Below are 4,534 nucleotides of genomic sequence, written 5' to 3' on the forward strand. Positions count from 1 at the left end.
GGTGCACCCAGGAAGATTCGAACTTCCGACCGCTCGGTTCGTAGCCGAGTACTCTATCCAGCTGAGCTATGGGTGCAATTAATTCTTTGACACTACCTGATGTTCATTTGACTATTTCACCATACTGCAAAATATGGTGCACCCAGGAAGATTCGAACTTCCGACCGCTCGGTTCGTAGCCGAGTACTCTATCCAGCTGAGCTATGGGTGCATAGTAAATGGCGGTGAGGGAGGGATTCGAACCCTCGATACAGCTTTTGACCGTATACTCCCTTAGCAGGGGAGCGCCTTCAGCCTCTCGGCCACCTCACCATACGCTTCTTTCGAATTGTACCTGACTTGCTTTTGAAGAAGCTCATCGGCACTGCGTGGCGCACATATTACTTTCCCGCACTTATAAGTCAAACAATTTTTCCCAACTCACGTTCATTTGCACAATTCACACACAACATGACCAGTTTGACGTCAAAAAGAGTGTTTTATCAACAGGCAAGATAGTGTTTATTGCGGCGTAATTTGATAGAGGAAAAAATAAAACTCTCACCACCGGCCAATTAAAGAGATTGAAAATAGAAAATTATTACAGGGAGAAGAAGGTAAAAAGGAGATAAAACAGCAGAACTGAGGAGAATAGACAGCAGTAGCGCCTCGTGTAACACGAGACGCTGCTTCAAAATCAGTAAGTCGTCGGTTGAGACTTTTCTGCTTGGATGCGCTGGTAGATCTCTTCACGGTGAACAGAAACCTCTTTCGGAGCATTTACACCAATTCGAACTTGGTTGCCTTTAACCCCTAATACAGTAACCGTAACCTCATCGCCAATCATGAGTGTTTCACCAACTCGACGAGTCAGAATAAGCATTCTTTGCTCCTTGAAAAATTAAAAGAGTCGGGTCTCTCAGTTTCCCCGCCATTATCCATCATACACCGTGAAAACGTAAGCCATCACATTCACATAAAATGTAAGTAGCTTGGTCGAGTCTCTAACTAATACAAGTTTAGCTGAAGCAAACAACTTTGCGTTTAACTTTGTTTTCGAACTATGACATGAAAATTGAAAAACGCCATACCCAGCATAGAGATATGGCGTATTGATTTAATAGGTCATTACTTGCTTATAACCGGGAAGCTACCCAAGCGTCTACGCTTGCCAATGCCGCTGGCAATGCCAGAACATCAGTACCACCCGCTTGTGCCATATCAGGCCGTCCACCGCCTTTACCGCCCACTTGTTGGGCAATATCTGCGATTAACTCACCTGCTTTTACTTTTCCGGTAAGATCTTTGGTTACACCAACAATCAGGCTGACCTTATCATCCGCTGTCGTTGCCAGCACAATGATGGCCGACCCCAGTTGATTTTTAAGATCATCAACCATGGTACGCAGCATTTTTGGTTCAACATTGTCTAACTGACTAACGAGTAACTTCACGCCGTTAACCAATTTCGCACTTGATGACAATGACGCACTTTCTTGAGCGGCTTGTTGATCTTTCAGTTGCTGGAGTTCACGTTCCAGCAGTTTACTGCGATCCAACACTGCGCGGACTTTATCTGCCAAATTATGGGTATCACCTTTCACCAGATGAGCAACATCCGCCAGCAGGTCAGTTTGCTGGTGTAGCAGTGCAATAGCCCCCTCTCCAGTGACCGCCTCGATACGGCGGATACCTGCCGCCGTACCTGATTCAGACAGGATGCGGAACAAGCCAATATCACCAGTGCGGCTGGCGTGAATACCGCCACACAGCTCAGTTGAGAAATCGCCCATAGTTAATACTCGTACCTGGTCGTCGTATTTCTCACCAAACAGGGCCATCGCCCCTTTTTCTTTGGCTGCATCCAGCTCCATCACTTCTGTCTGGACTGGCAAGTTACGGCGAATCTGCTCGTTGACCAGATCTTCTACCTGACGAATTTGTTCTGGCTTCATCGCTTCAAAATGAGAGAAGTCAAAACGCAAATACTTGTCGTTAACTAACGAGCCTTTCTGAGCAACGTGCTCACCCAGCGTTTTACGCAATGCCGCATGCAGTAAATGGGTTGCGGAGTGGTTCAACCGAATGCGGTTACGACGTGCGACGTCAACCTGAGCATCGATACTGTGGTTAACTCGCAGAGTGCCTTGAGTCAATTGCCCCAAGTGACCGATAGCCTGACCGTATTTCTGAGTGTCCGCTACCACGAAGGTGGCGGTAGCATTTTTAAGTTCGCCTTTGTCACCAACCTGACCACCAGACTCACCATAAAATGGTGTTTGATTCAAGACAACAACTGCCTCTTCACCGGCATTAATTTCATCAACGGCTACCCCGTTGCGGAACAATGCGGTAACGGTAGCTTGTTGATGAACATGGTCATAACCCGAGAACTGGCTCGCGCTATCAACACGGATCATACTATTATAATCTGCACCAAAACCACTGGATTCGCGGGCACGACGACGCTGGGCTTCCATCGCTTGTTCAAAACCAGCTTCATCCACTTTCAGATTACGCTCACGACAAACATCAGCAGTTAAATCAACCGGGAAGCCGTAAGTATCATATAAGCGGAAAGCCGTCTCACCGTCGAGGGTGTCACCGGTCAATTTACTGAGTTCTTCATCCAGCAGGGCTAAGCCACGCTCTAAGGTGCGCGCAAACTGCTCTTCTTCAGTTTTCAGAACTTGTTCAACCATCGCCTGCTGTTGTTTCAATTCAGCAGCAGCAGATCCCATCACGGCAATCAACGGAGCAACTAATTTGTAGAAGAAAGTCTCTTTAGCCCCCAACATGTTGCCATGGCGAATAGCGCGGCGAATAATACGACGCAAAACATAACCACGGTTTTCATTTGACGGGATAACCCCATCAGAAATCAGGAAGGCACAAGATCGAATATGGTCAGCGATGACACGCAGCGACTTGCTGGAAAGATCGGTTGCACCAGTGGCTTGCGCCACCGCTTTAATCAAATCGCGGAACAGGTCAATCTCATAGTTAGAATTAACGTGTTGTAATACCGCAGCAATACGCTCAAGCCCCATACCGGTATCAACCGAGGGCTTAGGCAATGGCAGCATAGTGCCATCTGACTGGCGGTTAAACTGCATGAAGACGAGGTTCCAGATCTCAATATAGCGATCGCCATCTTCTTCTGCCGACCCAGGAGGTCCGCCCCAGATATGGTCACCATGATCAAAGAAAATCTCTGTGCATGGACCACATGGGCCGGTATCACCCATTTGCCAGAAGTTATCTGACGCAAAAGCACCACCTTTGTTATCACCGATACGAATGATACGTTCACGAGGAACACCAACGTCGTTAGCCCAGATTTCATAGGCCTCATCATCGGTTTCGTAGACGGTTACCCAAAGTTTTTCTTTTGGTAAGTTAAACCACTGTTCGCTGGTCAATAATTCCCAAGCAAAACTGATAGCATCATGTTTGAAATAATCACCAAAGCTGAAGTTACCCAACATTTCGAAAAATGTGTGATGACGCGCGGTATAACCTACGTTTTCCAGATCGTTATGCTTACCACCTGCACGCACACAACGTTGAGAGGTCGTTGCACGAGAATAAGCCCGTTTATCCAAACCTAAGAAAACGTCCTTGAACTGGTTCATCCCCGCATTGGTAAACAACAGCGTCGGGTCATTATTGGGAACCAAAGAGCTGCTTGATACAACCTGGTGTCCCTTGCTATGGAAGAAATCGAGAAACGCTTGACGAATCTCAGCGGTGCTCTTGCTCATAATTGCCCCGGAAACAAGCTAAAAGAATGGCCCGCAAGCATATTGCGCATCAATTATTGATAACGCAGTGGGTAAGCTCACGAACAAAAAGTGGGAATAAGATAAATTTTCTTCGAGGGGAAGTAAAATCCCGCGTGCATTCATTCGACAAAATCATTGTAAATCGACTGAATTTCTTCTTGGAAGAAGCCACGATAGAGGAGATAACGCTGAACTTTCGCCTTTTCTTTCCACTCAAGAGGTAAAGTTTCACTAAATTTACGCTGTGCGACTTCTTTTGCGAGCAGACACCAGTCGATTTCACTGATTTCAAAAGCAGCTTGAATTAGCTCTTTATCGACCCCTTTTTGCATCAATTCCGAACGGATGCGCTGTGCCCCATATCCTTTCCGACTACGGCTATTAATATAACTGGTGGCAAAGCGGGAATCGTCTAGCCAATCGTGTTGGTAGCAATAAGCAATAACTTGTTCGATAGCTTGAGGATCAATATCTTCGACCGGTTTGCTATTTTCACCGCTGGTGCGCCTGCCCCAATTCCCTTTTGCCGAAAAAGGCTGGGCTGCAAGCTTACGACGCAACTCCGATTCACTATGATCACGCTGAGAGAGTAATCTCATGGCACGGCTTAACAGGTCATTCATATACCCTTCTTACTTGACGTTACTGCTGTGTTAGCGGCTCTCACTCGCCCGAATTACTGACAAGGGTCAGCTCATCGGGACTCATTCGTTGGCTGCCTTGCTGTAACCCCAATTACTTTGGGTATTACCCTTCTTACTTGACGTTAC

3 protein-coding genes and 3 tRNA genes are annotated in these 4,534 nt (G+C 46.8%); all 6 read right to left on the reverse strand.

Features of this window, described 5'->3' with window-relative positions:
* Positions 1-2: 2 nt before the first annotated feature.
* A tRNA-Arg gene (locus V2A85_RS22090) sits at positions 3-76 on the reverse strand.
* Positions 77-134: 58 nt separating this feature from the next.
* A tRNA-Arg gene (locus tag V2A85_RS22095) sits at positions 135-211 on the reverse strand.
* Between the two features lie 8 nt (positions 212-219).
* Positions 220-312, reverse strand: a tRNA-Ser gene (locus tag V2A85_RS22100).
* 364 nt (positions 313-676) lie between these two features.
* Complete coding sequence (gene csrA / locus V2A85_RS22105) at positions 677-862, reverse strand: carbon storage regulator CsrA (RefSeq protein WP_002209449.1); 186 nt, start codon at positions 860-862, stop codon at positions 677-679.
* Between the two features lie 253 nt (positions 863-1,115).
* A complete protein-coding gene (gene alaS / locus V2A85_RS22110) occupies positions 1,116-3,743 on the reverse strand; it encodes an alanine--tRNA ligase (RefSeq protein ID WP_372558114.1) in 2,628 nt (875 codons plus the stop codon).
* 140 nt (positions 3,744-3,883) lie between these two features.
* Positions 3,884-4,387 (reverse strand): recombination regulator RecX, encoded by a 504-nt coding sequence (recX, locus tag V2A85_RS22115; RefSeq protein ID WP_083160248.1) that lies wholly within the window; start codon positions 4,385-4,387, stop codon positions 3,884-3,886.
* Positions 4,388-4,534: the final 147 nt, after the last annotated feature.

Source organism: Yersinia sp. 1252 StPb PI, from assembly GCF_048593885.1.
Lineage (GTDB): Bacteria > Pseudomonadota > Gammaproteobacteria > Enterobacterales > Enterobacteriaceae > Yersinia > Yersinia enterocolitica_E.

Coding starts and splice junctions, on each gene's coding strand:
- csrA (WP_002209449.1), bottom strand. CDS start 862: ATGCTTATTCTGACTCGTCGAGTTGGTGAAACACTCATGATTGGCGAT.
- alaS (WP_372558114.1), bottom strand. CDS start 3,743: ATGAGCAAGAGCACCGCTGAGATTCGTCAAGCGTTTCTCGATTTCTTC.
- recX (WP_083160248.1), bottom strand. CDS start 4,387: ATGAATGACCTGTTAAGCCGTGCCATGAGATTACTCTCTCAGCGTGAT.